This window comes from Erythrobacter sp. S57(2025), assembly GCF_057365055.1.
The window spans coordinates 635,986-660,891 of record NZ_CP200299.1 but is presented as its reverse complement, the minus strand read 5'-3'; the positions used below and the strand labels follow the sequence as shown (position 1 = coordinate 660,891).

26 protein-coding genes are annotated in these 24,906 nt (G+C 57.2%); 14 read left to right on the top strand and 12 right to left on the bottom strand.

Features of this window, described 5'->3' with window-relative positions:
- Positions 1-121 precede the first annotated feature (121 nt).
- On the top strand, positions 122-754 hold the full coding sequence (locus AC0V6N_RS03110) for a glutathione S-transferase family protein (RefSeq protein WP_486170131.1): 633 nt from the start codon (positions 122-124) through the stop codon (positions 752-754).
- Here AC0V6N_RS03110 and AC0V6N_RS03105 read toward each other — a convergent pair.
- From AC0V6N_RS03105 to ada, 4 genes are all read right to left on the bottom strand, one after another.
- Positions 751-1,731: a hypothetical protein gene (locus tag AC0V6N_RS03105; RefSeq protein ID WP_486170130.1), complete on the bottom strand. Its 981-nt coding sequence runs from the start codon at positions 1,729-1,731 to the stop codon at positions 751-753. The genes AC0V6N_RS03110 and AC0V6N_RS03105 overlap by 4 nt on opposite strands.
- A gap of 96 nt (positions 1,732-1,827) precedes the next feature.
- The gene (locus AC0V6N_RS03100; RefSeq protein ID WP_486170129.1) at positions 1,828-2,577 is read right to left on the bottom strand and encodes an isocitrate lyase/PEP mutase family protein; all 750 of its coding nucleotides are present in this window, start codon (positions 2,575-2,577) and stop codon (positions 1,828-1,830) included.
- A gap of 23 nt (positions 2,578-2,600) precedes the next feature.
- Positions 2,601-2,978 carry a nuclear transport factor 2 family protein gene (locus AC0V6N_RS03095; RefSeq protein WP_486170128.1) on the bottom strand — a complete coding sequence of 126 codons (378 nt, stop codon included), beginning with the start codon at positions 2,976-2,978 and terminating at the stop codon, positions 2,601-2,603.
- Entirely contained in the window at positions 2,975-4,012 is a 1,038-nt protein-coding gene (gene ada, locus AC0V6N_RS03090) for a bifunctional DNA-binding transcriptional regulator/O6-methylguanine-DNA methyltransferase Ada (protein WP_486170127.1), read from the bottom strand. Before ada ends, AC0V6N_RS03095 begins: the two co-directional genes overlap by 4 nt.
- An 82-nt stretch (positions 4,013-4,094) precedes the next feature.
- Here ada and AC0V6N_RS03085 point away from each other — a divergent pair, with 82 nt between their 5' ends.
- A complete protein-coding gene (locus tag AC0V6N_RS03085; RefSeq protein WP_486170126.1) occupies positions 4,095-5,714 on the top strand; it encodes a trypsin-like peptidase domain-containing protein in 1,620 nt (539 codons plus the stop codon).
- 70 nt (positions 5,715-5,784) lie between these two features.
- Entirely contained in the window at positions 5,785-6,738 is a 954-nt protein-coding gene (locus AC0V6N_RS03080; protein WP_486170125.1) for a hypothetical protein, read from the top strand.
- Positions 6,739-6,751: 13 nt separating this feature from the next.
- Here AC0V6N_RS03080 and AC0V6N_RS03075 read toward each other — a convergent pair whose 3' ends face one another.
- Positions 6,752-7,582, bottom strand: coding sequence for a TauD/TfdA dioxygenase family protein (locus AC0V6N_RS03075; RefSeq protein WP_486170124.1), 831 nt, complete (start codon positions 7,580-7,582; stop codon positions 6,752-6,754).
- A 222-nt stretch (positions 7,583-7,804) separates the two neighbouring features.
- On the opposite strand from AC0V6N_RS03075, the gene AC0V6N_RS03070 reads away from it, so the two are divergent.
- The 8 genes from AC0V6N_RS03070 to AC0V6N_RS03035 all read left to right on the top strand — a co-directional run bounded on the left by AC0V6N_RS03070 (position 7,805) and on the right by AC0V6N_RS03035 (position 16,080).
- Positions 7,805-8,359, top strand: coding sequence for a F0F1 ATP synthase subunit delta (locus tag AC0V6N_RS03070; RefSeq protein ID WP_486170123.1), 555 nt, complete (start codon positions 7,805-7,807; stop codon positions 8,357-8,359).
- Positions 8,360-8,371: 12 nt separating this feature from the next.
- A complete protein-coding gene (atpA, locus tag AC0V6N_RS03065) occupies positions 8,372-9,901 on the top strand; it encodes a F0F1 ATP synthase subunit alpha (RefSeq protein ID WP_486170122.1) in 1,530 nt (509 codons plus the stop codon).
- 14 nt (positions 9,902-9,915) lie between these two features.
- Complete coding sequence (locus AC0V6N_RS03060; RefSeq protein ID WP_486170121.1) at positions 9,916-10,785, top strand: F0F1 ATP synthase subunit gamma; 870 nt, start codon at positions 9,916-9,918, stop codon at positions 10,783-10,785.
- Between the two features lie 363 nt (positions 10,786-11,148).
- Positions 11,149-12,603 (top strand): F0F1 ATP synthase subunit beta, encoded by a 1,455-nt coding sequence (atpD, locus tag AC0V6N_RS03055; protein ID WP_486170120.1) that lies wholly within the window; start codon positions 11,149-11,151, stop codon positions 12,601-12,603.
- Between the two features lie 5 nt (positions 12,604-12,608).
- A complete protein-coding gene (locus tag AC0V6N_RS03050; RefSeq protein WP_486170119.1) occupies positions 12,609-12,866 on the top strand; it encodes an ATP synthase F1 subunit epsilon in 258 nt (85 codons plus the stop codon).
- Positions 12,867-12,956: 90 nt separating this feature from the next.
- Positions 12,957-13,202 (top strand): hypothetical protein, encoded by a 246-nt coding sequence (locus AC0V6N_RS03045; RefSeq protein WP_486170118.1) that lies wholly within the window; start codon positions 12,957-12,959, stop codon positions 13,200-13,202.
- Between the two features lie 258 nt (positions 13,203-13,460).
- The gene (locus AC0V6N_RS03040) at positions 13,461-15,608 is read left to right on the top strand and encodes a prolyl oligopeptidase family serine peptidase (protein ID WP_486170117.1); all 2,148 of its coding nucleotides are present in this window, start codon (positions 13,461-13,463) and stop codon (positions 15,606-15,608) included.
- A gap of 232 nt (positions 15,609-15,840) precedes the next feature.
- Positions 15,841-16,080, top strand: coding sequence for a DUF1153 domain-containing protein (locus AC0V6N_RS03035; protein ID WP_486170116.1), 240 nt, complete (start codon positions 15,841-15,843; stop codon positions 16,078-16,080).
- Between the two features lie 47 nt (positions 16,081-16,127).
- Here the strand turns inward: AC0V6N_RS03035 and AC0V6N_RS03030 are convergent, their stop codons facing one another.
- The 3 genes from AC0V6N_RS03030 to glmU form a co-directional block, all read right to left on the bottom strand.
- Entirely contained in the window at positions 16,128-16,778 is a 651-nt protein-coding gene (locus AC0V6N_RS03030) for an SOUL family heme-binding protein (protein ID WP_486170115.1), read from the bottom strand.
- Between the two features lie 70 nt (positions 16,779-16,848).
- Positions 16,849-17,121, bottom strand: a complete 273-nt coding sequence (locus AC0V6N_RS03025) for an HNH endonuclease (RefSeq protein ID WP_486170114.1) — start codon at positions 17,119-17,121, stop codon at positions 16,849-16,851.
- Between the two features lie 103 nt (positions 17,122-17,224).
- A complete protein-coding gene (gene glmU / locus AC0V6N_RS03020) occupies positions 17,225-18,577 on the bottom strand; it encodes a bifunctional UDP-N-acetylglucosamine diphosphorylase/glucosamine-1-phosphate N-acetyltransferase GlmU (protein ID WP_486170113.1) in 1,353 nt (450 codons plus the stop codon).
- 91 nt (positions 18,578-18,668) lie between these two features.
- On the opposite strand from glmU, the gene AC0V6N_RS03015 reads away from it, so the two are divergent.
- The 3 genes from AC0V6N_RS03015 to AC0V6N_RS03005 all read left to right on the top strand — a co-directional run bounded on the left by AC0V6N_RS03015 (position 18,669) and on the right by AC0V6N_RS03005 (position 21,754).
- A complete protein-coding gene (locus AC0V6N_RS03015) occupies positions 18,669-19,352 on the top strand; it encodes an HAD-IA family hydrolase (RefSeq protein ID WP_486170112.1) in 684 nt (227 codons plus the stop codon).
- Positions 19,353-19,504: 152 nt separating this feature from the next.
- Positions 19,505-20,434 (top strand): SDR family NAD(P)-dependent oxidoreductase, encoded by a 930-nt coding sequence (locus AC0V6N_RS03010; RefSeq protein WP_486170111.1) that lies wholly within the window; start codon positions 19,505-19,507, stop codon positions 20,432-20,434.
- A 138-nt stretch (positions 20,435-20,572) separates the two neighbouring features.
- Positions 20,573-21,754, top strand: a complete 1,182-nt coding sequence (locus tag AC0V6N_RS03005) for a hypothetical protein (RefSeq protein ID WP_486170110.1) — start codon at positions 20,573-20,575, stop codon at positions 21,752-21,754.
- Here the strand turns inward: AC0V6N_RS03005 and AC0V6N_RS03000 are convergent.
- From AC0V6N_RS03000 to AC0V6N_RS02985, 4 genes are read right to left on the bottom strand one after another with little or no spacing between them, the layout of a single operon-like run.
- Positions 21,751-22,122, bottom strand: coding sequence for a DUF2794 domain-containing protein (locus AC0V6N_RS03000; RefSeq protein WP_486170109.1), 372 nt, complete (start codon positions 22,120-22,122; stop codon positions 21,751-21,753). The genes AC0V6N_RS03005 and AC0V6N_RS03000 overlap by 4 nt on opposite strands.
- Positions 22,122-22,844, bottom strand: a complete 723-nt coding sequence (gene epsC / locus AC0V6N_RS02995; protein ID WP_486170108.1) for a serine O-acetyltransferase EpsC — start codon at positions 22,842-22,844, stop codon at positions 22,122-22,124. The genes AC0V6N_RS03000 and epsC overlap by 1 nt, the downstream gene beginning before the upstream one ends.
- 42 nt (positions 22,845-22,886) lie before the next feature.
- The gene (locus AC0V6N_RS02990) at positions 22,887-23,528 is read right to left on the bottom strand and encodes an HdaA/DnaA family protein (RefSeq protein ID WP_486170107.1); all 642 of its coding nucleotides are present in this window, start codon (positions 23,526-23,528) and stop codon (positions 22,887-22,889) included.
- 19 nt (positions 23,529-23,547) lie between these two features.
- The gene (locus AC0V6N_RS02985) at positions 23,548-24,867 is read right to left on the bottom strand and encodes a heavy-metal-associated domain-containing protein (RefSeq protein ID WP_486170106.1); all 1,320 of its coding nucleotides are present in this window, start codon (positions 24,865-24,867) and stop codon (positions 23,548-23,550) included.
- Between the last annotated feature and the right edge of the window lie 39 nt (positions 24,868-24,906).

The window sequence follows — 24,906 nt, the reverse complement described above, 5'->3', positions numbered from 1 at the left end:
GAGCCCCCTCCTACCAACAATGGCTATCCATAGCTTGTCGAACGGTAGCTGAACAATTGGCTCGACAAGCTTCGAGCCATCAGCGAAGGCTTGCACATTCGCGAATAGGAGCCGTCCCCCCATGCTGACCGTCCATCACCTTCGTATTTCGCAATCTGAGCGGATTGTCTGGCTGTGTGAGGAATTGGGGATCGAGTACGACCTCAAACTTTATAATCGCGACCCAGAAACACGCCTTGCCCCGCCGGAGATGAAAGCCCTGCATCCGATGCAAATTGCGCCTGTCATTACGGATGGCGACCTCGTGCTGGGTGAGAGCGGCGCGATTATGGATTACATCGTTGGCAAATATGCGCCCGATACGCCGCTGGTGCCGCGCGCGGACAATCCCGATTTCGCTGATCACCTTTATTGGTATCACTTCGCCAACGCGACGTTGATGACCAACGGTATGATGATGATCGCGGTCAGTGCGGTCGGTGCAGAAATGCCACCACCACTGATGAGGCGCGTCACCAACGCCTGGGGCCATATCGAGAAGCGTCTTGGCGAAGCCGACTATTTCAGCGGGTCGAACTTTACCACAGCTGACATTATGCTCGGCTTCTCACTCACCACAGCGCGCGCGTTCAACGATATGAGCATCGATCACATGCCCAACCTGAAAGCGTATTTGCAACGCATCGGCGCGCGCGAGGCTTATCAGCGCGCCATCGCAAAAGCAGAGCCGGGCTTTCCGCCTAAATTGGATTAGGGGCGCAAAGCGGCGAGAAAGCCCGCGCTGTCATCCAATCGCATTGCCACGCCGACGATCTCCCGCTTGCCGCCAAAAGCGGTTGGGATTGCGATAGGGTGAGCAAAGCGCAGGGCGACATTGGGTGATGAGAAGGTGGCGAGGTTGAGCACTGCTTTGCTGTCCAACTCTTCTTTTGAGAACGGCCTTTCGGTCTCCGCAATGCGCGCGAACGGGATTTTCAGATCGTTGACCATTCCAAAACGCGCTCGAACAGTGTCGTCGGTGAGCAAGACCGGGTTTATTCGTAGGCTCTTGATAAAAGCGGTTGTCCACAACAGCCCTCCGATGCTCAGCGCGAACATGACCCACGCAACAGTCGGGTTCCACAGCATCAACAGCAGGTGCACCACAGAAAGCTCAATCACCTGAAGCACCATAAAAGCTGCAAGCATTGGCGCGAGATAGGTGTGATAGGTGAAGGCTCTTGAACCTTCAGGCACATCCGCCGGCGCGTTCCAGCGAAACAGCGCGAGGTGCATCATGCGCAATTCCATGACGACGAACCGACCCATGGGCGGCGGGAACACGCTTTCCAGTCCATCGAAAAGCGACCCGGTTCTGCGCGTTTCTTGAACCAGGCGTCCAAAGCTCCAACCCACGAATACCGCGAGGGTAAGCCCAGCCGCTACCAATACCTGCGGCAATCCGAGATAGACCTCGCGCACAGGCTGCGCCGCTCCCGCGCCCACGATAATGCATGCAATCGCGAGTGCTCCCAGCACTTTGTAGCGAGGAGGTTTGTGGTCCTTCGCCCGGTACATCTCTGTGAGCATGAGCGCGTCTGCGACAATCCAAGCGAACAGAAAAGCCGCCAGGCTCGCATTGGCCGCAGCCCAATCGGTATAGGTCATCGCACGGGCCGCGAAAATGGCCAGCGCGCATAGAACTATCGGGAGAAAAGAAAGAAGCGGAGCGGGTAAGCGTTTGAGCATCATCGCAATCCTTTCGGTGCACTTGCAATAAGCGCAGGCTTGGATTGCGACAATTCAGTTTAATGCACTAGTTGATCGGTTTGCTGCTCCGATCTTCGTCTAGCTTGAAAAAGCCTCCCCAGCAGCCGTTTCAATGCCTGCCATTGCCTCGTTCCATGGCCCCGGGCCATAGCTGATCCGTGCTACACCAAGTTTCGCAAGCTCGGCATTGCTGACCATTCCGGGCAGGCGCATCACGTTAACTGGCATGTCGAGCGCGTTGCAGATTTGGGCGATCATATCGGGATTGCCGAGGCCGGGGATGAAGAAGCTCTTTGCCCCTGCATCAGCATAGGTCTGACCGCGAAGGATCGCTGCATCGACCAGTTCTGCGCGATTGGGGTCTTCGCCCGCCTTTAGCGGTTCAAGAAATGTGTCGGTACGCGCGTTCACGAACAGACCGGCCGTGGCCACAATTGCGATGCGCTCAGCTTGTTCGCCCGTGTCGCGCAAACCTGATGCGCCGATCAGCTGATCTTCAAAATTGCAGCCAACCGCGCCTGCTTCCACTAATGCTTCCGCGTTGGCTCGCAGCGCCCCTAGGTCGCTTGCGTAACCCGCCTCAAAATCGACAGTGAGCGGCAGCTGGGTCGCAGCAGCAATCTGGCGAACCGTGAGCAGCAATTGCTCGAACGGAATCTCCTCACCATCGGCATACCCTTGCGCTTTCGCCAAAGACTGGCTGCCAGTTGCTATTGCCTTTGCGCCTGCCTCGGCAATCGCACGGGCGCTTCCTGCATCCCAGATATTGTAGAGGACAAGCGGAGCCGGGCCGCGGTGAAGCGCGGCAAATGTGTCTTGGATTTTCATGATCGTGTTTCCTTGAGTGAATTCTAAGCGAGAGCCTTGGCCAACCCAGCAGCAGCCGCGCTGTCGACATATTCGCGAAGCGCTGTGACTTTACCGTCTCTCACTTCGCCCACTACGCATAGGGTGAGGTTGAGAGTGTCGCCGCCGGGTAGGTCAGCGCGAACGGCGTGTTCTTCGACGAAGCCGCTTTCGGTCGCGGCGCACACAATCTCTTCGTATCGGAAATTGGACACCTTCGCGTGAACGGCTCCCAGAAAGCCCATCAGCATCTCTTTGCTCATCGCCGGACCGCCATTTTGCGTGCCTGCAAAATCATCTGAGAGCAATTCCCCCGCCGCCGCAATATCGCCCGCTTGAAACGCATCGAACATTGCGCGTGCGATAGAAGTATTGTCGCTCATTTCGCTCTCTCCCGTTTGAGCAGTTCGGCTTTGATCTCCGGCCCATAGGCATAGCCACCAACGCCGCCGCTCGCTGGCACGACACGGTGGCAGGGGATCAGGACCGCGATGTTGTTTGCACCATTCGCGCTGCCCACCGCGCGACTGGCCTTGCGATTACCGAGCATGGCGGCTTGCTCGCCATAGCTGCGCGTTTCGCCTGCCGGTATCTTACGCAAGGCCTCCCAGCAGCGCTGCTGAAACGCGGTGCCTTTCACATCGAGCGGGATCGCGGAGGCATCGCTGCTCGGTTCCTCGACTGCGGCGACCACTTGATCGAACAATGCGCGGAAATCCTCGCCCGCCTCCACCAATTCAGCCTTGGGAAAGCGGGCGCGCAGTTCCTCTTCGCCTTCGTTGAAAGAGAGGCAGCATACACCCTTCTCACTGGCCGCGACCAGCATCTCGCCAAGCGACGTCGGGATCACGCGCCAATGCACGCGCCGCCCTTCCCCGCCATTGGCCCAATCCTTTGCCGCCATGCCAAGCCTGTCCTTTGTCTGATCATAAAAGCGCGAGGGCGAGGCATAGCCCGCCTGTTGCAGCGCGTCTGTGACGTTCGAACCGTTTTCCAAAGCTTCTCTTACCCGCTCCTCTCGCAAAGCGCGCGCAAAAGCTGCCGGGGACAGCCCCACCGTGCGTTTGAACAGCCGTTGGAAATGCGTCGGTGAATAGCCGGTCAAATCCGCCAATTGATCGAGCGTCTTTGCGCCATCAGCACGGATCGCAGCGATCGCCGCGAGCACGCAGGCTTCTTCTGCGCTTTGGGTGTTGGGAGAGCAGCGCTTGCAGGCGCGCAGGCCCGCCTTTTCCGCATCCTCAGGCGTCGCATAAAACCGCACATTCTTTCGCAACGGCGCGCGCGCAGGGCATGAGGGGCGGCAATAAATCCCGGTCGAATGCACCCCCGTCACAAAGGCCCCGTCAAAGCGGCGATCCTTTGCCAGCGCTATCTGCCAGCGATCATCATCGGTAAGCTTGCTTGCGTTTGTCATGTGAGCCTTCTTGCGCGAGCCCGCATCTAAGCGCATCCCGAAGCTTGCGGTCAATGTACACGGGCGAGTAAGGCGATGAGCAATGATACGGTTTCTCCACTCCCTCTTCGCGATTTTCGGTCTCCTCACCCTTGGCATTGCTGCACCAGCCGCCGCAGACCCTGCCGATATTGACGCTGCCGCGCGCGGGGTTGTGCGCGTTGTCCTGATTGATTCGAGCGGTGATGACGTCACGCCTGTCACCCATGGCAGCGGCTTTGCGGTCTCGCCCACGCAGATCGTCACCAACGCGCATGTGATCCGTGAGGCTTTGCAAGATGACACTTTGCGCATCGGGATCGTGCCGAGCGAAGGCAGCGCAGGCGGATTTGCGACGCCGGTTTCGGTCAGCCCCAGCAACGACCTTGCTCTGCTAGAGATCAATGATGGTGCCCTGCGATTGCCACCACTGACAATTGCGGGCGGCGTATCGGGCGATATGGGCGAAGTTTCTGCCGTCGGCTATCCGATGAATGTGGACTTGGCCCAAGGCTTGGAAATCCGCGACATCTTCCGCGCGCAGCCCCCGGTGAAGAGCCGGGGTTTCCTCTCCGGCCAGCGCCCCAGCCGACAGTTTGACACGATCCTGCACACAGCTCCGATTGCGCGGGGCAATTCTGGCGGGCCGCTGCTGGATGGGTGCGGACGCGTGCTGGGCGTCAATTCCTTTGGCGCAGATTCGAGTGGATCAGATGCAGAGTTTTACTTCGCCGTATCCTTGCGCGAATTGCTGCCCTTCTTGCGCGAAAACGGCGTGGAGCCTGCGGTCAATGCTCTGCCCTGCACCTCAATCGATGATCTGAACGCCGCAGAACGAGCGCGGTTCGAACAGCAACGTGCCGAAGCGCAAGCACGGCTCGAAGCGCGTGAGGCTGAGCTGCGAGAGGCGCGCGACAAGGCGCAATTACAGGCTCAGATTGAGATCATGGATGAGCGTGAAAACGCGATGGCTATTGCGATGGTGCTGCTGCTAATTGGGGTTGGTGCTGGGTATACAGCTGCTCAATTGCGCGCGACGCTGGCGGACAATCCGGACAATCGCAATCGCGCTATCATTGCAGCCGGTATTGCCGGTGCAGCGATCATCGGCACCGTGCTGGTCTGGGTCACGCGCCCTGGCTTTGACGCGCTCGAAGACCGGGTCGCAGCGATCCTTGGTGAAGGCGATGGCGAAACAAGTGGCACAGGCACAGACCCAACCGAAAATCTGGCTGGCGATGGCACGCTTATTTGCACCTTAGTGCCCGAACGCAGCCGCATCACTGGTGCGCGCACCGATGATGTGGAGTTCACATGGCAGGCCGATGGCTGCGTCAATGAACGCACGCAATATGGCATGGTAAGCGGCGAATGGACGCGCGTCTTCGTGCCCAGCACTGAAGCGGCGGTCTCGGTCAATGTCTATGATCCTGAAACCCGCACATTTCGCACAGACCGCTATCTGCTCGGCCAATCCGCGATGCAATCCGCACGCACGGCGCGCGGTGAATATGACCCACCTGCTTGCGGCGTGACCGATGCGCAGATCACCCTGGGCGAACAACAAAGCGCACTGCTCGCCCTGCTCCCCGATCGCCCTAACGAACGGCTGGTCTATTCATGCGAGACTAAGCGCGTGTCGGCTATCGAAGCAGCCTTTGATGCAGAGTTTGGGGCGGAGTAAACCACTCATCCGATGCCATAACAAACCGGGGTGAAGTATGCGGTACAAGCTTCAAGTCCTAGTTTGCCTTTTGAGCCTTGCAATTGGGTATCACTCGGTTGGTCTGGCGCAGCCCGTTGAGAGCAGTGCGAGCGCCCAAGATGAACAATCGGCAAACGACATTGAGGTAACAGGCGAACGGCCTCTGACCCAGCGCGAGCTTTCGCGCAATGTGTACCAATTGGCGCAAAGCAATTCGGTAGGGGTGCCCATTCCTCGTTTTCACGATCCCCTATGCCTTAACGTAGCCGGTCTTGGCGATGTTGTGGGTGACCAAATTGCCGTCCGCATTCGCAGCAACGCTATGGCTGCGAATATGGAGGTTGGCGAGGAAGACTGCGTGGTGAATGCCATGGTGATCGTGGTCGACAATCCTGAGCTTTTGATTAACGGAATGCGCGAGACACATTCATCTCTGTTCAACCGCCGCGCGCGCCGGGATATCCGCGCGGCACTACACCGAAACGATCCAGTTATCGCCTGGAGTGTCACCAGAGTTCGAAACCGGCGAGGACAAAACCCCAACCCTGGTGGCGGAGCACCTGGCGTCGCGGCAGACGTGCTGTCCCAAAATGGCGGTTCAGCCGTTCCGGTCAACGATGCTTGCGTGCCGTCACGCGCGACAATTTGCTTTTCACTAGCCCGCGAAAGCTCTGTGGTGGTGTTTGATGTCAATCGGCTGGACGATGTCGATATCTTCCAACTTGCTGATCACGCGACCATGTTTCTAATTGCATCACCACGGCGTCTTTTGGAGTTTGACAAGCTCGAAGGCCGATCCATCATGACTCTATTCGAAGACGGTCCCCGCCAAGCACCAGCCCAGCTGACGGTTTTGGATCGTGCGTATTTGCGTGGACTCTACACACTAAAGCCCAACGCAAACAGCGCACGCCTAGCCGGGTCAACGCGCACGGCATATCGAGAGATCATAACTAGGGATTGCGATGATGCGTCCCGGCAATGCGAAACAGGATCACAATAGCACTTAGCCAGACTTACGCCGCCAGCGCCTCACCACTCAGCGTAATCCGGTGCATTTCGCGGCGGTGGCCAGCATAGTCGTTCATCGCATTGTGCCAGCTGGTGCGGTTGTCCCAAATGGCTACGGTGCCCGGCTTCCATTGCAGGCGACACTGATTGTCATGGGTGAGTGCAGCGGCGAGCAGCTCTTGCAACAGTGGCAGGCTCTCCTCGCGCGTTTGGCCCACGAAATTGATCGTGAAGCCGCTATTTACATAAAGCAGCTTACGCCCAGTTTGCGGGTGACGGATCACCACGGGATGTACGGCGCCCGTTTTCAGGTTTTGCCCGCGCAAATGTTCGCCCATGTCGGTCTGCGCATAAAGGCCGCCTTCTTCATAGACGTGGTCAGCGGTGTGAAACGCCTCAAGACCTTCGATCTTGGCCTTCAACTCATCTGACAGCGCATCGTATGCCGCGCCCATATGCGCCCACATTGTATCGCCACCTTTAGGAGGCAGCTCGCGCGCGACGAGGACAGAGCCCATCGCAGGGATCTGATCATAAGAGTGATCGGTGTGCCATGCGCCGCCAATATTGGTCTGTTGGTCGGGCTCTTTCTTCACCACCGCGATTTCGTTGAAGTCTTCTTGCAGCGGGAAATAGTTGTTTACGTCGATCCCGCCCCAGCGGCGGCCAAACTTGATATGATTTTCGGGCGAAAATTCCTGATCGCGGAACACAGCAACGCCGTGCTCATAGATCGCCTGTTTGATCGCCTGCATCTCATCATCACTGCATGTAGCCAGGGAAATGCCAGCTACTTCGACACCGCATTTTGGGGCCATCGGGGTAAGTTGCATCATGTCTCTCCTATTGGCCGGATATTCCCATCCTTACCGATTGGTAAAATACATGCCACATATCGGGTTTGTGTGCAAGCAACCAGAGAGTCTCGGTCACCCGCTTGCGCTCACCCGATTCTGTTGCTAGGCGCGCGCCAGCTTTCAAGAGCGGTGCCCCTCAAGCGCATTTGCCCCTTGCTAAGCGACTTGTTTTTCTCATTCCTCCAAGAGGACACAAAGCGCGTGGATATTTCCGCCGGTATTAAGGCTAGCCTGGCTGGGCGTTACGCCTCGGCTCTATTTGAACTAGCCAGCGAAAATGGAACGGTCACCGCCGTCGAAACCGATCTGGGCAAGCTTGGCGATGCGCTGAGCGGTTCGGACGAGTTGCGCGAGGCTACCAGCAATCCGCAGCTGTCGCGCGGCGAACAGGCGCAAGCGATCGGTGCGGTAGCAAGCCATCTTGGCCTGTCAGAGCTGACCAGCAATTTCCTCGGCGTTCTTGCAGGCAATCGTCGCCTGTCGAAACTGCCAGAGATGATCGACGCGTTCAAAACTATTGCAGCGGCGCAGCGCGGTGAAGTCACCGCCACTGTCACCAGCGCGCATCCTTTGAGCGCGGATCAGATCGCAGCGCTGAAAACCAAGCTGACTGCCCGTCAGGGCCGCACCGTCATGCTGACAGCCGATGTTGACCCGGATCTTCTGGGCGGTCTCGTTGTCACTCTTGGATCAGAGCGCATCGACGCCTCTATCCGTACCCGTTTGAATTCACTTTCCCAGGCAATGAAGGCCTAAAGGACACTACTCATGGAAATTCGCGCAGCAGAAATCTCCAAGGTCATCAAAGACCAGATCGCCAATTTCGGCACCGACGCGCAGGTTAGCGAAGTCGGCACCGTGCTTAGCGTGGGTGACGGTATTGCCCGTATCCACGGCCTTGATCAGGTGCAGGCCGGTGAAATGGTTGAATTCGCCAATGGCGTTCAAGGCATGGCTCTGAACCTTGAAAGCGACAATGTCGGCGTCGTGATCTTCGGCTCTGACGCTGAGATTAAAGAAGGCGACACGGTTAAGCGGACCGAGACCATCGTGGACGTTCCCGTGGGTAAGGCGCTGCTGGGCCGCGTGGTTGACGCGCTGGGCAACCCAATCGACGGCAAAGGCCCGATTGAAACGACACAGCGCAGCCGTGTTGAAGTCAAAGCGCCGGGCATCATCCCGCGCGAATCGGTTAGCGAGCCTGTTCAGACCGGCCTTAAAGCGGTTGACGCTCTGGTCCCTGTTGGCCGTGGTCAGCGCGAGCTGATCATTGGTGACCGTCAAACCGGTAAAACTGCCGTCGCCATCGACACCTTCATCAACCAGAAGGGCGTGAATGCCGGTGATGATGAGAGCAAAAAGCTCTACTGCGTATACGTAGCTGTCGGCCAAAAGCGTTCGACCGTTGCTCAGATCGTGAAGCAGCTCGAAGAAAACGGCGCGATGGAATATTCTATCGTTGTGGCCGCAACCGCTTCTGAGCCCGCTCCGCTGCAATATCTCGCGCCTTACACAGGCTGTGCGATGGGTGAGTTCTTCCGTGACAACGGCATGCACTCAGTCATCGTTTATGATGACCTTTCAAAGCAAGCTGTCGCCTATCGTCAAATGTCACTGCTGCTTCGTCGTCCTCCGGGCCGTGAAGCTTACCCTGGTGACGTTTTCTATCTTCACTCACGCCTGCTTGAGCGTGCCGCGAAGATGAGCGAATCTGAAGGTCACGGTTCGATGACCGCTCTGCCGATCATTGAAACGCAGGCCGGTGACGTGTCGGCCTATATTCCAACCAACGTGATTTCGATCACGGACGGTCAGATCTTCCTTGAAACCGACCTGTTCTACCAAGGTATCCGTCCTGCGATTAACGTGGGTCTGTCGGTGTCTCGTGTGGGCGGTGCGGCGCAAACCAAGGCGATGAAGAAGGTTTCGGGCTCGATGAAGCTCGACCTTGCACAATATCGCGAAATGGCGGCGTTCGCTCAGTTCGGTTCGGACCTCGATGCTTCAACGCAAAAGCTGCTTAACCGCGGTGCGCGCCTGACTGAGCTGCTGAAGCAAAAGCAGTTCTCGCCAATGCCTTTCGAAGAGCAGACCGTGTCGATCTTCGCTGGCACCAACGGCTACATTGATAGCGTCGCTGTTGAGCGCGTGGGTGAATATGAAGAGCAAATGCTCGCCTTCATCCGCTCTGAGCATTCCGGCATTCTCGACGAAATCCGCTCCTCGAAGAAGTTCGAAGGCGATGTGAAGGATAAAACCGTCGCGGCGCTCGAAGCATTCGCAAAGCAGTTCGCATAAGAGGTTAGTGGCAGATGCCCTCACTTAAGGAACTCAAGGATCGGATCGGGTCGGTTAAATCGACTCAGAAGATCACCAAGGCCAAGCAGATGGTCGCCGCGGCGAAACTTCGCCGTGCGCAGGCTGCTGCTGAGGCGGGCCGGCCCTATGCTGAGCGATTGGGCGCCGTCATGGCGTCACTCGCAGGCAAGGTCTCGGGCGACAGCGCGCCGAAACTTCTGGCAGGCACTGGCTCAGACCAACGTCACCTATTGGTCGTGGTCAACACCGATAAAGGTCTGTGCGGCGGTTTGAACTCAAACCTCGTCAAAGCAGCCAAGGTGAAAGCTCAGGAACTGCTTGCCGCTGGCAAAACGGTCGAGTTTTACCTCGTTGGCAAAAAGGGGCGTGCGCCGCTCAAACGCGACTATGCAAGCGCGATCACGGGCGGGTTTGACACCTCAACGGTCAAAACGCCTGGTTTCGAAGAAGCTGACGCGATTGCTGCTGAGCTGATCGCCATGTTCGACGAAGGCAAGTTTGACGTCGCTCATCTGGTCTTCCCAACCTTCCAATCGGCTCTGGTTCAAAACCCAACCGCGAACCAGCTGATCCCGGTTCCCTCGCCTGAGGTTACTGAGGACACAGGCGCAGTGGTTGAATATGAGCCGGGCGAAGAGGAAATCCTCGAAGAGCTGCTGCCACGTTATGTCAAAACGCAGTTGTTCGGCGCTCTGCTTGAGCGTGAGGCATCCGAGCAAGGCGCTTCGATGACCGCGATGGACAACGCGACGCGTAACGCGGGCGACCTCATCAACAAGCTGACCATCCAGTACAACCGCAGCCGTCAGGCCGCGATCACCACTGAATTGATTGAAATTATTGCGGGGGCGGAGGCCCTTTGACGAAACTGTTCACTTGTGTTGGCCTGTCGCTCCTCGCAACAGGCTGCGCGACAGTGAACTTGGAGAAAATAGGACTAAACGAACAGATCGTACTGCAAGAAGCAATCGAAGGTTGGCCTTACCTAAGCTTAGGAAAAGAACTTCCTGGCAGTGAGCCAATTGCGATTTCAAATTTGGAGTGTGAGAGGACACGAGTGGGAGACTATGCGCCGAAAGGCAGCTACTCGTGTCGGTTCGACGTAGAAATTAGAATGCAGTCCGGTGAAACGATTATTCGCTCCTGGGCTGGAAGTTATTCAAAGGACAATGATGGCGTGTGGCAACACGTTGTCATCACGTAAGAAGTGAGCAAGGAACCAAGAAATGGCCACCGCAGTACTTAACCAGACCACCAACGGCACTATCGCCCAGGTCATCGGCGCTGTTGTCGACGTGCAGTTCGAAGGTGAACTGCCGCCGATCCTTTCTGCGCTTGAGACCAAGAATGACGGCAAGACTCTCGTTCTCGAAGTTGCTCAGCACCTTGGCGAAAGCACCGTTCGCACCATCGCGATGGACGCAACCGAAGGTCTCGTTCGCGGCGCCGAAGTGATCGCAACCGGCGCGCAAATCAGCGTGCCTGTTGGCCCGAAAACATTGGGTCGCATCATGAACGTCGTTGGCGAAGCGATTGACGAACGCGGCCCTGTCGGCGCGGACATGACCGCTCCGATTCACGCAGAAGCGCCTGCCTTTGTCGACCAGTCGACCGAAGCGGCCATTCTCGTCACCGGTATTAAAGTGATCGACCTTCTCGCCCCTTACGCAAAGGGCGGTAAGATCGGCCTGTTTGGTGGCGCTGGTGTTGGTAAAACCGTTCTCATTCAGGAACTGATCAACAACATCGCAAAAGGCCACGGCGGCGTGTCCGTATTTGCCGGCGTTGGTGAGCGTACCCGTGAAGGTAACGATCTCTACCACGAATTCCTCGACGCAGGCGTTATCGCCAAGAACGAAGCTGGCGAAGCAATCAGCGAGGGCTCTAAAGTGGCCCTCGTCTTCGGTCAGATGAACGAGCCTCCAGGGGCCCGTGCCCGTGTTGCTCTGTCTGGCCTGACGATGGCTGAGTACTTCCGCGACCAAGAAGGTCAGGACGTTCTGTTCTTCGTCGACAACATCTTCCGCTTTACGCAGGCTGGTTCCGAAGTGTCCGCGCTTCTCGGCCGTATTCCTTCGGCTGTGGGCTATCAGCCAACTCTGTCGACCGACATGGGTAACCTGCAAGAGCGTATTACGTCGACCACTAAGGGTTCGATCACCTCGGTTCAGGCCATCTACGTTCCTGCCGATGACCTTACCGACCCTGCACCGGCCACATCGTTTGCTCACCTTGACGCAACGACCACGCTGAACCGTGCGATTTCAGAGCTTGGCATTTATCCTGCGGTTGACCCGCTGGATTCAACCAGCCGCGTTCTTGAACCACGCGTTGTTGGCCAGGAGCACTATGACACTGCTCGCCGCGTCCAAGAGACGTTGCAGAAGTACAAGTCGCTCCAGGACATCATCGCAATTCTGGGCATGGACGAGCTTTCTGAAGAAGATAAGCTGACCGTGGCCCGTGCGCGTAAGATCCAGAAGTTCCTTTCACAGCCATTCCACGTGGCTGAGGTCTTCACCGGCATCAACGGCATCTTCGTCCAGCTCGAAGACACTGTGAAATCGTTCAAAGCGGTTGTCGACGGCGAATATGACCACCTGCCAGAGCAAGCCTTCTATATGGTTGGCGGCATCGAAGACGTGGTGAAGAAAGCCGCTGAACTGGCTGAGGACGCTTAAGCAATATGGCTCTCCACTTCGAACTCGTAACGCCTGCCAAACAGGTTCGCTCCGAAGACGTCCATATGGTCGTCGTGCCCGGCACCGAAGGCGAATTTGGCGTGCTCGAAGGTCATGCGCCTTTCATGAGCACCATTCGCGATGGCGCTGTTCAGGTCTATCGGACCGCGGGCGCTGAGCCGGAAAGCATCGAAGTGCGCGGCGGCTTTGCTGAAGTCGGCGAAAACGGTCTCACGGTTCTGGCTGAACACGTAGAGGGCTAAACGCTTCACATACGAAACATGAAAAAGGGGCGGCCGGCAGGTTCGCCCCTTTTTTCTTGGTTCGCGCATTATTCTCTTTAAGCAATGCATATGAGGGTTCTGAGCTATCTACTCGTTGCCTTGGGCACATTGGGATTGCTGGGCGCAGCGGCGTTCTTCGTGCTCTTTGTTTGGCCTATGGGATGCAGCTGGTCGAACACGGGCCAGACGCGCAGCACGCCTTGCGAGTTTCCAACATGGGAATTTGCTGAGTTTATGGGAATTGCGGCAGGCTTTGCAGGGGTGCCCATTGCCATCGGTATGCTCATCCTATTTGCGACCAAAAACCGACAATAGCTCCTTTTTGCATGGATCGGCCCGCAACATGGACCGCTTTCCTACAAGGCTCGCACTGGTCATAAAGGCATCGCGATGCGCGATCATTTGGCCTCTTCTTGTTTGGATTTCAGCATACAGATTATGCAGCAATTTATTGCGCCTAGGACCGTGTAACATGCGGTCCATGTCTCTGTCGGAAATGCTCGAGAATCCGCTTCACAAGCCCCTCGAAACGCTGCACTATCACCGCCTGCAATCCCCCATAGGAGAGGACATTTGAAGCTTGTATCAACTCTCGCCATTGCTGGCGCACTCGCGGCGGCCTTCACCATGACAGCAACGCCCCCTGCCAATGCCGAAGCGCACATGGATGAAAGCGGGATTCCCGGCCCCGAACAAGACCCCTACATCTGGCTTGAAGAAGCGCGCAGCGACGAAGCGCTCGCCTGGGTTGATGCTGAGAATGAGCGCACGCTTGGCGTGCTGGAAGCCGATGCCCGGTTTGAGACACTGAAAGCCGAAGCGCTCGCCATCTATGACAGCGAAGACCGAATCCCGTTTGTGAGCTTCCGCCCCGATGGCCTCTACAACTTCTGGCAAGACAGCGCGAACCCCAAAGGCCTGCTGCGCCGCACGACGCTGGAGAGCTATCAAAGCGATGAGCCTGAATGGGAGACGGTGCTGGACGTGGACGCGCTGGCAGCCGCTGAAGGCAAGGAGTGGGTCTATAAGGGCTCAACCTGCCTGCCCCCTGCTCTCAACAAGTGCATGATCGCGCTATCTGATGGAGGCGAAGACGCAACCATCATGCGCGAGTTCGACACTTCGACCAAAAGCTTCGTCGAAGGTGGGTTTGAGCTTCCTGAGAAGAGCCAAGGCGGCATTCAGTGGATCGACGAAGACACGCTGATGGTGGGCCGCGACTTTGGCGAAGGGACGCTGACGGCCAGCGAATACCCCTTCACCAGCCGCATCTGGCGGCGCGGCACAGACATCGCTGATGCTCCTGAGGTGTTCCGCGGTGAAGCTGACGACGTGTGGGCCGGCGCAAGCCTGCTGCGCGATGCCACCGGTGAAGTGCAAGCCATGACCGCGTTTCGCGGGGTGAGCTTCCATGAGGCGGAGTATTACGTCTCTATCGACAGCGACTGGGTAAAGCTCGACATCCCCAAAAAGGCATCGCCCTATGGCATCGTTGATGGGCACATCCTGCTCTCCACCGATGTTGATTGGGAAGTAGATGGCCAGACCTTCCCTGCTGACAGCCTCATCGCAATGGACCTCGAAGAGTGGAAAGCTGATCCCAACGGCGCGGCAAAGACGCTCGTTTGGGCCCCTGAGGAGCGCCAGACCAAACGCGGCGGAGCAATCACCGCAGGCGCGCTCTATGTCGGCATGCTCGACAACGTGGTCGGCAAAGTCTTGAAGTTCAACTTCGAGGATGGCGCATGGATAAGCGAGCAAGTGGCTCTTCCCGACAATGCGACCGTGGGCATCGCGGCCAGTTCGAATGAGAGTGAGCAGATCATGTTCACTGTCACCGACTTCCTCAATCCAACAACGCTCTACTACACTGACGGTGCAGAGGCGCCTGAAGTGCTCAAGACTTCGCCAAGCTACTTCGATGCAAATGGCATGGAGGTTGAGCAGCACGAGGCAACCAGCGCTGATGGGACGAAGATCCCGTACTTCATTGTGAAGCCTGCAGGCATGACACTGGACGGCGAAACAGCGGTTCTGATGAGCGGCTATGGTGGTTTCCAGATCCCCCGCCTGCCGAGCTATATGGGCTCAACTGGCAAGATGTGGCTGGAGCGCGGCGGCGCTTATGTGCTGGCAAACCTGCGTGGTGGCGGTGAGTTCGGACCCGGCTGGCACCAGAGCGCCATTCGTGAGAACAAGCAGCGCACCTGGGATGACTTCATCGCAGTGGGAGAGGACCTGGTCGCACGCGGCTTCACCTCGCCAGAGCATCTGGGCATTCAGGGAGGCTCTCAGGGAGGTCTGCTGGTTGGCACGGCCTTCACACAACGTCCTGACCTGTTCGGCGCTGCTATCGTGCAAATCCCGCTCTTCGATATGCTCCGCTTCCACGTAATCGGCCGCGGCGCGTCATGGATTGGTGAATATGGCGATCCGCGCATTCCAGAACAGCGCGCCTGGATTGAAGGCTATTCGCCCTATCAGATGATCGAGGAAGGCGTGGACTACCCCACGCCGTTCCTATGGGCTTCCACCGCTGATGACCGCACGCACCCGGCTCACGCGCGCAAAGGGGCCGCACGGCTTAAGGAACAAGGTCATGACTACTACTACTTTGAAGACACTGTTGGTGGCCATTCAGGCGGCGTAGACAACGAACAGCGCGCCAAAATTCAAGCGCTGCAATATGTCTATCTTATGCAGCAATTGATGGACGAGTGATCGAGAGAGACTCGTAAAAACCTGTAACTGGCAAAGGGCGGTTTTCGTGAAGAGAGCCGCCCTTTTCGCTGTCCATCAATCTGAATTGTAAGCAAAACCGACAGTTTGCGCTCGGTTCACCGCAGCCCTTGCACGTAGGGCGTCGTCAATACGAAATTAACCCTGTTTGGCAGCTTCGGGTTAAGTCTAAGGGTCAAATCCTCGTCTCAACAGGGAAATAAAGGAGACGAAAATGGCATACCCCCGCGACATGTCTATCGCCGACGCAATCAAGCTGTACGGCCTTCCCAAGAGCCACAGGGTGCATTGGTCATCAGCTCGAAAAGCTGACGTTGTGCGCGCTGTGCATGAACGTGCGATCAGCTTCCACGAAGCGCGCTCGCGCTATCTGCTCAGCCGCAGTGAGTTTGAGCAGTGGGAACGCGAATATATCGTGACGTCCACTGACGCCAGAAAACTGGAAAGCGCCTAGGCCCGATGTTGAGTAAGAGGCGTCGCTGAGAAGGTTCCCCCCTACCCCTACTCAGCGGCGACCTCAATCAGCACTTCGTTGCGACGAAGCCGGCCTGGCACCATTGGCGCGTCGTAAAAGGCGTATTCAAAATCACCAATCGGTGTCAGCCCCTCGCTTTCGATCCATTGGCTCAGCATCCCCTCCATCACGGCAAGATCGCTACCGCGTGCAACGCCGCTAAAACGGACCGCTGCAACTCTGCGTGCAGGAACTTGCGTCAGATTGATGTCTGAAGGTGGCTTTGGCAAGGTTTCCATTGTGAAACGCGCCGGCATGACAAAGCGCATGCGCCACTCGCCATCGCGCGTTTCTTCCTGAAGGACCGGTGCGGTCATGGCGATGCGTTCATCCTGATCAACCACGCGCTTTTGCAAGACGGGCGCCGTCATCGCGATCCGTTCTCCACCTGCTGGTCGGTCCTGCGCAAAGATGTAGGCGGCAAGCCGCTGAAAGCTGCGCCCGCTCGCTTGACGGCGATCACCCTTATGCGTGACCTCAGCAACGATCATTGGCTGATACGCGCGCAGTTCAAAGTCATCTTGAGCGCGCAAAGTCTCATAAGCGGGTTCTTCGGTGTCGCGGTATTGCGCATACGCGCTCACACCTGCGACGGCGGCTAGGCCAAGCCCTGCTGCGGCCCATTTTGCGATACCCATTTGTCCCGGTTCCTTTGTGACTACTCCAACAGAGCAGTTACGAGCGACATAAGTTCCCAGATGAGATGAATTATCGCCGCGTCGGCGCGTGGAAATCAGGTGGTTTGGCACTGACCCACTTCACAAATTTCGCGATTACCGGATTTTCTCGAATGGAGGCTGCGTCGTCACCGATGCGCGCGAGTTCAGCATTGGAGTGGTTGGCGTGGATTGTGCGGTGGCAGATCGGGTGCACTGGAACCGTGGCTCGACCCTTCTTCGATTTGGGTATCGGGTGGTGCCATTCAATCATGGTTTCGAATGGGCGCCCACACAGCCAACATATCTGTTGGTCAGATGCCATTAGAACGAAGCTGTGTTGCCCATTTCATCAGCGAATAGCTCGCCTGCCTTGGGCGAAATTTCGCCTTCCTCAAAATGGTCAATGATTTCAACCAGTGCCGCCATCATGATTTCTTCGCCGCAGCCTTCTTCTTTTTCATTGTGTCATGAAAACGGTCGGCCCAGCCCTGCTTCACAAGTTGCTCAGCACGGACCATGCGCAAATCGCCTGCCCCAACATCGCGGCTAACAGTAGAACCAGCTGCGACAATCGCATCTGCACCGATCGTAACTGGAGCAATGAGCGCCGAATTAGAGCCGATAAAGGCCCGCTCGCCAATCACGGTTTGGTATTTGAAATAGCCATCATAATTGCACGTGATCGTGCCCGCACCGATATTGGCATTCGCGCCAACGGTGGCATCGCCAATATACGAAAGATGGCTCGCTTTGGCTCCGGGGCCAAGCGTCGCTTTCTTCATCTCGACGAAATTTCCGACAAAGCTGTCCTCTTCCAAAACGGCTCCGGGACGCAATCTTGCAAAGGGACCAACCTGGACCCCGGTTGCTAAGCTTGCGCCTTCGAGATGGGTATAGGCCTTGATATGCACGCCATCATCGACGCTGACGCCAGGGCCGAACACGACGTGAGGTTCAACAGTAACATCGCGGCCTAACTTCGTATCATGACTGAAGAAAACCGTGTCAGGCGCTTTCAAAGTCGCACCGTCTTCCATGGCCTGCAACCGGCGCGCAGCTTGCCATCGCTGCTCAGCGTCAGCCAGCTCTGCGCGGCTGTTGATGCCGGCAACCTCATCCGGCTCGCATTCAACCACAACAACTCTATCACCGCGCGCAATCGCTCCGGTGGCTACGTCAGGCAGGTAGTACTCGCCCTGCGCATTGTTGTTGTCGACCGCGTCCAGCAATGGCCACATATCGTCCGAATGGGCCACGATTAGCCCCGAATTGCACAAATTAACCGCGCGCTCTTCGACGCTGGCATCTTTGAACTCGACCATCTTGCTAACCGTACCATCCGCGTCAGAAATGATCCGGCCATAGGCAAGAGCATCGTCTGGGCGAAAGCCTAGAACTGCAACCTTTGCCCCGCCTTCAAGAGCATCCAGAAGCCCGCGCACTGTCTTGGCGCTAACCATCGGGACATCGCCAAAGGTCACGAGGATATTGCCGGAAAAACCGCTCAAAGCCTCACGCGCCTGAAGGGCTGCATGTGCCGTCCCGTGCTGCGGATCTTGCAGCGCAGTGGTGACATCGCGCCCGGCCAGTGCAGCGTCCACCTGCTCGCGCCGATCTCCCACCACGACAACCATGCGAGCAGGATCAAGCTCGCCAAAATTGTCGAGCAGGTGCAGTAGCATCGGTTTACCCGCGATCGGGTGGAGCACCTTATGCAGATCGCTCTTCATGCGGGTCCCTTTACCCGCGGCAAGGATGATGGCGGCAAAATCAGTCATGTCTTTTCCCATAAAGCGCCGATAGCATTTTGGGGCCGCTTTGGCAGCAATTGCTTGCAGATTGAAGAACCTTCGCGCACATCCGCTGCCTATGAGCGATTTCCCCTTTAGCGCCGTCGGTTTTGACCTTGATGGCACGCTTCTCGACACGTTCCGCGACCTTGGCACAGCAGTGAATTATGCACTGGACTTGGGTGGGTTTGATCCGGTCTCGGTGGATAGCTCAAAAGACCTGATCGGCGGCGGGGCAAAGATGATGCTGGGCGCAGCGATCAAGGCGCAAGGCGGGTTGCCCGATGACGAATTCCGCGTGCTCTACAAAAAGATGCTCAAATATTATGCGGATCACAATGCGGTCTATTCTGCCCCCTACCCCCATGCGCGCGAAGTTGTGGCACAACTGGGTGCGAGCGGGGTTAAAGTTTGCGTCGTCACCAATAAGTTTGAGGAGTTTGCCCGCTCCATCCTGACCCAGATCGACTTTATCGAACCGTTTGAGACTGTGATCGGCGGGGACTCCATGGGCAAAGGCGCAGATGGCAAATTTCTCTCGAAGCCTCACCCAGAGCCCATCTGGGAAGCGCGGAAACGGTGCGGCGGTGGCAGTTTCGCCTTTGTGGGTGACAGCACCTACGACGTGAACGCAGCGCGTGCGGCTGGCGTGCCAGTAATCGGTGTTGCTTACGGCTATTGCGATAAGCCACCGGGCGAATTGGGCGCGGACGCGGTGATTGATTCGCTTGACGGCCTAATTCCCGCCTTAGAGGCGTTGTAGAAGGCTTTCTGACCCTACGGCATGCAACCTTGGTGAAAGCCCTGTTGCAACGCAGCAAAGAAAATGCCACCCAGCGCCGGCAATAATGTTTACGTCTGCGTAAAGCGGGCAATCGAGACAACAAAAATTCGTTCGGAAAGGATCCCTCAATCATGAGCATCGATTTCAAAGACAAGGTAGCTATCGTGACCGGCGCAGGCGGCGGTTTGGGCCGCGCATATGCGCTTGAACTGGCTGCACGCGGCGCAAAAGTCGTCGTAAACGATCTGGGCGGCGCGCGTGATGGCACGGGTCATTCTGACATGGCTCTGCAAGTGGTCGAGGAAATCAAGAAAGCTGGCGGCGAAGCAATCTCAAATGGCGGCTCAGTCACCGAATATGACCAGATGGAAAAGATGGTCGCTGATGCCAAACAGAAATGGGGCGGTGTCCACATCCTGATCAACAATGCAGGTGTTTTGCGGGACAAGACCTTCCACAAAATGACCCCGGACGATTTTGAATTTGTGGTGAAGGTCCACCTCACCGGCTCAGCTTTCGTCACCAAAGCATGCTGGGAAACCTTCCGCGAGCAAGGCTATGGCCGCGTTCTTATGACAGCATCGTCAACCGGTCTATTCGGCAATTTCGGCCAAGCAAACTATGGCGCTGCAAAGCTCGGCCTTGCCGGCCTTACCAAGACGCTTCAGCTCGAAGGTGCAAAGTACAACATTCGCGTAAACTCACTGTCACCAGTGGCCGGCACGCGTATGACCGAAGACCTCTTCCCTGAAGAAGCCTTCAAGCTGTTTGCCCCTGAAAACGTAGTCCCTGCAGCGCTCTTCCTCGTTAGCGAAGACGCGCCAAGCAACGCCATCGTTGGCGCAGGTGCAGGTGGTTTCCACTCCGCATGGACCGTCATGAACGACGCTGTATGGCTGCCCGATGGTGAGCGCACCGTTGAAGGCTTTGCCGCTCGTTGGGACGACATCAACGACTTCTCAAACCTCAAAGCCCCGCAAAGTGGCTCTGAGCAATCAGGTGCGATCCTGACCGCGATGCAGAAAGTCACCGGCACAGGCCCTGATAGCGCACGCGGCTAAAACGCGTCGTTTTTGACCGAATACAATACGGCCCTCGCGACCTGGTTCGCGGGGGCCGTTTTTCGTCGCCCAATATCGGCGTATTGACACAGTAACACACCTCACCTAGCTTGCTCGCATCTGTGGGAGAGCTGAGCCATGTACTCAGAAGACGATATCAATTCCGCCATTGCCGCCGGTGCGCTTAGCCCTGAGGCGGCAACCAGTTTCCGCGCGCACATGTCAAAAGTGCGCGAATTGCCGCGTGGATCGGAAGAAAACTTTCGCCTGATCAATAGCTTCAATGATATCTTCGTGAGTATCGGAGTTGTGATCCTATTGCTGGCTGTTGGCGCAATTGGTCAAGCCATTGGCGGTGCGATTGCTCCAAATCCATATTGGGCTGCGACAACCGAGGTCTCAGGCGTGCCAACCGATGCGGAGTTAGCCGCTTGGCAAGTCGCGTATGATCTACACCAATCACTGCAATTTTGCTTTGCAGGATTACTGGTCGCAGCCGCCGCATGGCCCTTGGCCGAGTTTTTCACCCGCAAACGCCGAATGGCATTGCCTTCAATCCTGTTGTTGCTGGCGTTTGTTGGCGGTGTGTTCTTCACGATGATGGGCCTTGGAATGGCGGTCATGGTTGATGGCAGCGACCGGGTTGGCGCTATCATGGTGTCGGCTTCCGCTTTGGTCGCCGCAGGGGCAGCATACCTCCATTGGCGCAGGTTCATGGTCCCGATTACCGTTGCGGCTGGGTCCGCAGCTGTAGCAGCGACATTCATCGCGCTGATCCTCGCTGCCTTTGACCCGCAAGACTTCGATCAAAACATCTTGTTTGGGTTGGTCTTCGTTGCAGGATTGGCCGTTTTTGCCTTCGCAATGCGCTGGGACATTTCTGATCGCGAACGCATTACGCGCCGCTCAGATGTCGCGTTTTGGCTGCATTTGCTCGCGGCTCCGATGATCGCTCATCCGATCTTCGCCATGCTCGGTGTGACCGATGGCGGCGACCTTGGCATTGGCGCGGCTATTGGAGTGCTCGCGGTCTATGTGATCTTTGGACTGTTTGCCCTGACGATCGACCGGCGCGCTTTGCTTGTTTCGGCCCTTGCCTATGTGCTGTTCGCCCTCACCTTCCTGTTTGAGGAATTCGGCGCTGTGGAGCTAAACTTTGCGCTTACGGCTCTGGTCATTGGTTCTGCCTTGCTCAGCCTGTCAGCGTTCTGGCAACCGATCCGCCGCGCGGTAGTAACTGCCTTGCCCGATGGGCTCCGCGACAAACTGCCTGCGACAGAGGATGCAGCTTTGACAGCGGCAGAGCCCAGCGCAGCCTAGTCGTCGACAGCTTTCATCAGGCGTCGTTCCATTGGCGCCAGCACATTGGTGAGCTCGGAGCCGCGTTTTAGCACCTGTCCGTGCTCGCCAAAAAGCGTGTACATGCCTTGCTTGTTACGAAGGCTGGGTCGCTTCTCAACCCTCGCATTGGGGCGCTCAGCGGTGCGTCTGAAGGCCGAGAAACTTGCAGCGCTCTTGTCAAAATCCATCGCATAGTCGCGCCATTCACCCGCAGCGACCATGCGACCATACAGGTCGAGAATGCGCTGCAGTTCTTCGCGATCAAAGCCGATTTGCGCCGCCGATGATTTTCCGGGAAACGCGACAACCTGACCGCCGCCTGCTCCCGTGCCTCTCTTTAGGCTCATCAGTCGTCAGTTCCGCTCTTTTTGGAAAGGTCTAATGAAGCTTGTACAGGGTCCGCACCCGCCGATTGGCCACGCTTGATCGCTTCGATTTCAGCCTTCATCGCGCCCAATTCGGCCTCAAGCTTTTCGATGCAATCGACCTTGTTGCCTTCCGCATCCTCGCACGGGGTGCCGTATGGGATGAAGTCTTTGATCCATTCTTCAGCGGGCATCAGGGTTGAGCGCGCCTTGAAACCCACCATAGTCGCGCCAGCTGGTACATCCTCGGTCACGACCGCATTTGCACCAATCCGTCCGCGTTCACCTACGGTGATGGGGCCGATGACTTGGGCACCCGAGCCGATGATCACATTGTCACTCAAGGTGGGGTGACGTTTGCCACCAATGCCGTTGGTAGGGTTGGTGCCTCCCAGCGTTACGCACTGATAGATCGTTACATTATCTCCAATTTCGGCGGTTTCTCCAATCACGGTGAAGCCATGATCGATAAAGAAGTTCTTCCCGATCGTTGCCCCTGGATGGATATCAATTGCGGTGAGCAACCGGCTAAAATGGTTCACAAACCTGGCAAGGAAATAGAGCTTTGCATCAAACAGCCAATGCGCAACGCGATGAAAGCCAAGCGCCCAGACACCGGGATAAAGCATGATTTCCCAGCGCGAACGCGGGGCGGGATCGCGCGCTCTTATCGAGTCCAGATAGGTTTTCAGCCTCTCAAACATGGCGTTATCCTTCCACCAAACGCCCAAAAATGCAATCGCGCCCTAGAGCAGTTTTTGTTGCTCTGGCCCATGCAAAGCTTCGAGCGCTGCTCTCCAGACCGACATGGTAGCAGGGCTTGCGCGTTCAAGACTAATGCGATCAATCGTCGCAATTAGCTTTTCGAGCGCTGCAAAACTGCGACGCGTGCGTGGGACCAGATAATCCGCCGCCCCCTCTGCCAAGGTAAGTGATCGGGCTTCCGCATGCGCCTCTATCAACGCTGCCGCCATGACGTCATCCGGATCACCGATTTCGAGCTGTAGCGATCCGCCAAGACGCGATGCGAGGTCTGGCAGAGTGATTTGCCAAGGGGTCGCATCCGCAATCAACAACAGCGGCTGCCCGCTGCGTGATCCGCCTTCTTGTACTGCGTTCCAACGATGAAACACATCAGCTTCGTCCAAACCATCGGCTCCGTCGACCACCTCAATCCCTTGCGCCTGTGCCCAGCGCCCCAGGAGGGTTTTGCCTGACCGGCTTGGCCCGGTGAGGAGAGCGGTGTTGAAGGGCCAGCTTTGAGGAGATTGCAGCGCCTCAATCACATGGGCGTTAGCCGATCCAACCACTATCCTTCTTGCCTCCCCAGCACCCGCAGGCACCAGAGGAAGTGCGGTTTGTTTAGAGGAGCTGGACTTGCGGGCCATCGCTGGGGCGCTCCGCCTGTTATCGCGAGATTGCGAGCGCGTTAGCACCCTCATTCACGGCAAATCCACGCGAACGCAGAGCAGCGGCTAAGCCAGATATGTCGCCCCCATAACTCACGCTCATCACCGATGTGCCGCCCATCGCAGTGCTGGTGACAGCCACACCGCGAACTCCTGGCACTTGGCGCATGGTCGAAAGCGTCGCGTCGAATGTCATAGCATCAGGCGTTGCAAACTGCACTGCAAAGGCGCGTACAACTGCTGGCGCCTGTGTCGGCTGCGCGTTCGGCGTTGATGCTTCGCCCGAGGCAATTGATGTGCTGGCCCCGGCTGCGGCCGCCGCAGCGGCATTTTCGCGCGCTTGTATCTGGCGACCGATCTGGATCAAGCGCTGGATAGCAGGGTCAGCAGAACCCGCGCCTGCCACCCGCAAAGTGGGATCGGGCTGCAATTTTCCGTCGACCAGCGCCTCTTCATAAATGCTGTCCAATCGCTCAACAGCCTGTGTCAGCATGGCATCCAGGCCTTCGGGCGTGTCCGCCTCAAGTTTGAAAGTCTCCAGCACTTTGCTGTCTGGACCATAGCGAGCGGTAAAAGTCCCCGATATCGGTCCGCCGGGGAACTGATGTTTCAACCGCACAATCGGCACCAATGCGTCTGCGGCTGAGTATTGATCAAGAGTACTGCGCCACCACGCACGGCTCCTGCGTCCTGCTTGTCCAAAATTGAGCAACAGCGAATCGCCTCCGGCACCCGATGGCCGCACATAATCGATGCGGCTGGTGCCCGGGTTAAACTGAGCCCAAGCCCGCTGCCACGGATTGCGCGTTTCAAACGCCGTGTAAGCGCCGCCGCTCACTGATACCGGAATAAGCAGCATGGGCGCAGAAGCCCGCTTGCGCGCTGCGCCACCTAAGAAACGCCCAGCCCGTTGACGGTCAAACGTTACGCCAAGCGTTGCGACATAGCGTTTTGGCCCAAGCCGTTCCTGCTGGATCACGATCGCAGAAACCATGCCTGATAACTGTCCGTCAGAGATCGCTGGGCCGCCAACCTGCCGCCACGCTTTGCGTTGAGCCTCACGCCAGGCTTTGTCGCGTGCATCCAGAGAGTTGTCGCCGCGCACATCGACTTCGATGTTGCGCACTTCGATGTCAGCGCTCGACGCCGTGGGGGCAATGCCGCGTTCGCCAGAGACTTGCGCGAGCACAAGAGCGTAGCCGCCACTCAGCAAGCCCAATGCGACCAGCGAGGCTAAAATCCAACGCAAACGCGCGGAAAACGTCACTCGCTTAAGGGCGCTCAAAGACGGGCCAGAAAGGGTCAAATCCATACTCATGGGGAAATCTTGTGATCCTTTGCCCAATGCAGCGTGGAA